Consider the following 3,320-nt stretch of genomic DNA (forward strand, 5'->3'; position numbering starts at 1 on the left):
ATTAATAGTGTATTTTTTATTTACTTTGTAGCTTTTTCTATTAAAATTTCACGTTTGTAAGTATCCATACTGGCTTTTGCCCCAATTGGCACAGTAATAAATGGTCTTACGTGTCCAGATTTGAAATTTTTTACAATCGGAACATTTAATTTCCCAAAGTTATCATAAAAAACTTCGTCAATAGTCATATCTGTTGGATCTGACTGTTTAGGATTCTTAAAATCTCCTAATATGATTCCCCGTAATTTATCAAATTTTCCAGCCAGTTTTAATTGTTTCAACATTCTGTCCACACGATAGCTTGCTTCGTTTGTTTCTTCTAGAAATAATATTTTCCCATCTGTATTAATTTCGTGGTCTGTTCCAAGTGTAGCAACTACTAATGACAGATTTCCACCAGTAATCCTTCCGCTTCCACGTCCAGTTTTCATAATTGAATAAGTATCATCAAAACCTAACAAATTAAATGATTCATTACTTGTAAAAGCTTTATTAAAGGCATTTTCTGTAACTGGCGGAATATTTTTCAAATTATCTGCCATAGGTCCGTGAAATGTCACAAGCCCAGTTTTTTCATTAATTGCGAGTAATAAAGTTGTATTATCGCTAAATCCTGAAATAATTTTAGGATTTTTCTTGATTACGTCATAATTTAATTTATCTACAATTCTAATTCCGCCATATCCGCCACGTACAGCAAAAATAGCATTAATCTTAGGATTTGCAAACATATCATTTATATCTTTTGCTCTTACATCATCAGTTCCTCCAAATCCATACCATCTTGATGAAAATGACTGCCCATATACAACATTAAATCCTCTGCTTGTCAAATATTCTATTTCTGCGTAACTATTTTCGTTAGTATAGTTTGCAGGTGCTATTAAACCAATTGTATCGCCTGGTTTTAGTCCTTTTGGAATTACAATTTCATTTACTGTATTATTTTTTGCACTCTGAGAATCTACAGCATTTTTTATTTTTGTACTTACGCCTGAACTACTTCTTGTTGTATTGTATGCGGCATTTAATGTTAAGCTAGTTGTTAATAGTCCTAATAGTAACAATTTTTTATTTATTTTTATTGTTCTCACTTCCTTTTATAAATTTGATTTTTAATAAATTTTTTCAAAAAAATAGGCAATTTATCTTAATATTCACAATTAAGATGCCTTGCCTAATTATACCAAATAATTTTATAGTTTACAATTTTTTATTTAACTTATTTCTTCATCGCTTGAACTTGTTTTAAAACTTCTGCTGCCCCACTTACCTTGTTATTTACAGCTTCTTGTAAAATTTTAACTGCTTCAGCTTTTTTTCCTTGTCCTGCGTAAACTTGTCCCAAAACAACTTTTGCAGTGTTGTCCTTGTCTTCAGTTATAGCTTTTTGTAAATATTTTTCAGCTAACGCTCCTGCTCCAACTCCTCCGAAATAAGTTCCAATTTGTCTGTTTGTAACTTTAGCTGATTTTAATTGACTATAAATTGAATTTAATTTTGCAGTATTGTTTTGCACTTCATAAATTCCTAACAATAAAATTTTTGCACTTGTATTCTTAGGTTCTGCAGCTACAGTTTTTGCTAAATATTCCTCAGCTTTTGCAGGATTATTTTGCTGCAGGTAGAAAGTACCTAACATTCCTAAGATTTGTCCATTTTTACCTTGTGAAGCTGCATTCATTTCTAATAAATATTTTTCAGCTTGTGCTGGATTCTTTTCATTCATAGCAATTTCAGCTAGCAAGATTCCTGCTCCATTTACACGATCTTTCGCTCCAGTGTATGCTTTTTGTAAATATGATTTAGCTTGTGCATTGTTATTTTTTGTTAAATAATATTGTCCAATGTTGTAATTTACTTCAGCTACAAAATCTTTATTTGAAGATTGTACTGCTTTATTGTATCTTGCTGTTCCTTTTGATTGTTCGTTATTATCAAAATAGAAGATAATTAAGCTTGATACTATGTCAGCATTACTTCCACCAGATTTTTCATCTGTCCAAAGAATGTATTTCTCAGCTTCAGCTTTATTTTTTTGTTGAATTCCCACTAAGTAAAGTAATCTTGCAGCTTCAACAGCTTCTGCATTTGTAGATTTTCCATTTCCCCAAGCAGCTTGTAAATAAGGTTTTGCTTGAGCCACTTTATTTTCTTGCAAATAATATGCTCCTAATTCAAGATTAGCTTTTTGTGCATAAGCAGCATCTGTTCCTTTAGCAACTCCTTCCAATACCTTTACTGCTTCAGCTACTTTTTTCTCTCCTGCTAGTTTTACTGCTTTTTCATAATCTGATTTTCCATCAGCAAATGAAATTGCCCCTGTTACTAAAATAGCTCCTATTAGTAATATTTTTTTCATTTTTCCTCCTAAAATAATTTGAATTTATCCTTTTATTTAAATGTACACATTTATTTCACAAATTTATTTTATCATTTTTAAATTTGATTTTACTTATAAAGTTGCGTAAATAATTCTAAGAATTGCTTTTTTATTCATCTTTTCATAAAAAAGCACTAAATATTTCTCAAAGCATCAACTAATTCTGTTTTTGAAGCAGTCTTTGCATCTACACCTTTTATGATTCTAGCAGGCGTTCCAGCTACAACAACTCCTTCTGGCACGTTTTCTGTAACAATCGCTCCAGCTGCAACAACCGAACCTTTTCCTACTCTTACACCTTCCAGTACAACAGCATTTGCTCCAATAACTACATCGTCTTCAATAACTACTGGATCTGCTGAAGGCGGCTCAATAACTCCTGCAAGCACGGCTCCTGCACCAATGTGACAATTTTTACCAACTTTTGCACGTCCACCAAGTACAACGTTCATATCAATCATTGTTCCTTCACCAATTTCAGCACCGATATTTATAACAGCTCCCATCATTATAACAGCTCTGTCTCCAATGGTTACTTTATCACGAATAAACACTCCTGGCTCAATTCTTGCATTAATATTTTTAATATCAAGCATAGGAACACCAGAATTTCTTCTATCATTTTTCAGATAATAATTATTAAGATTATTTTCACTAATAATTTTTTCAATTTCTTCCCAATCTCCAAAAACTATCTTTAAGCCTTCTTTTCCTATTACTTTACAAGAATAAGCATTTTTTATGTCTTCATCTGTATAAAGTTCCACAGGCGTGGTCTTCTTGGCATCAGCAATATATTGAATAATCGCCTTTGATTTTTCCAATTCAGTCATTCTACTCCTCCAGTTTTATTTTTACATATTATGATTTTTTAATCATTGTATTTTTCGTATTTTAGCATTTTTTTCTGATTTTTACAACTGTAATTTGTTTTTTT

3 protein-coding genes are annotated in these 3,320 nt (G+C 31.4%); all 3 read right to left on the reverse strand.

Features of this window, described 5'->3' with window-relative positions; translation table 11 throughout:
- Positions 1–20 precede the first annotated feature (20 nt).
- Entirely contained in the window at positions 21–1,094 is a 1,074-nt protein-coding gene (locus Q0370_RS08495; protein WP_299574617.1) for an LD-carboxypeptidase, read from the reverse strand.
- A 128-nt stretch (positions 1,095–1,222) separates the two neighbouring features.
- Positions 1,223–2,362: a tetratricopeptide repeat protein gene (locus tag Q0370_RS08500; RefSeq protein ID WP_299574620.1), complete on the reverse strand. Its 1,140-nt coding sequence runs from the start codon at positions 2,360–2,362 to the stop codon at positions 1,223–1,225.
- 155 nt (positions 2,363–2,517) lie between these two features.
- Positions 2,518–3,216, reverse strand: a complete 699-nt coding sequence (gene dapD / locus Q0370_RS08505; protein WP_299574622.1) for a 2,3,4,5-tetrahydropyridine-2,6-dicarboxylate N-acetyltransferase — start codon at positions 3,214–3,216, stop codon at positions 2,518–2,520.
- Between the last annotated feature and the right edge of the window lie 104 nt (positions 3,217–3,320).

It is taken from the genome of uncultured Leptotrichia sp., from assembly GCF_938036635.1.
Taxonomy (GTDB): domain Bacteria; phylum Fusobacteriota; class Fusobacteriia; order Fusobacteriales; family Leptotrichiaceae; genus Leptotrichia; species Leptotrichia hongkongensis.

Bases quoted from the DNA above. Each gene is read 5' to 3' on its own strand.
- Q0370_RS08500 (WP_299574620.1), bottom strand. From the start codon at position 2,362: ATGAAAAAAATATTACTAATAGGAGCTATTTTAGTAACAGGGGCAATT.
- dapD (WP_299574622.1), bottom strand. From the start codon at position 3,216: ATGACTGAATTGGAAAAATCAAAGGCGATTATTCAATATATTGCTGAT.